The 300-nt window shown below is 38.3% G+C and carries 1 protein-coding gene; it reads right to left on the minus strand.

Annotation, left to right across the window (positions count from 1 at the left end; translation table 11 throughout):
* A partial coding sequence (locus RT405_RS10555; protein ID WP_313469579.1) for an acyl-CoA dehydrogenase family protein occupies positions 1-300 on the minus strand: 300 nt, incomplete at both ends.

The following is a 300-nucleotide window of genomic DNA, read 5'->3' on the forward strand; positions in this document are numbered from 1 at the left end:
GCCATTTAAAACCCACTTATCACCTTCCTTAACTGCCTTTGCTGTATGACCCATCACATTAGATCCGCCTTGAGGCTCTGTTGAGGAAAATCCAAAAATCCGATGATTTGCTTGAGGCAAATATTTTTCTTTTAATTCAGTTGTTCCATATTTTAATACTTGATCAACTGACTTATAATGGCCTTCTAAAGTAAAGGCCATGCTGGCATTTCGAACAGCAAAATCATAGACCGTTTGAGAACTGGCAATAACATCAAATCCGGCACCACCATATTCTTCTGGTATCGTTAAGCCTAAAAA

The organism is Carnobacterium sp. (assembly GCF_032094055.1).
GTDB lineage: Bacteria > Bacillota > Bacilli > Lactobacillales > Carnobacteriaceae > Carnobacterium_A.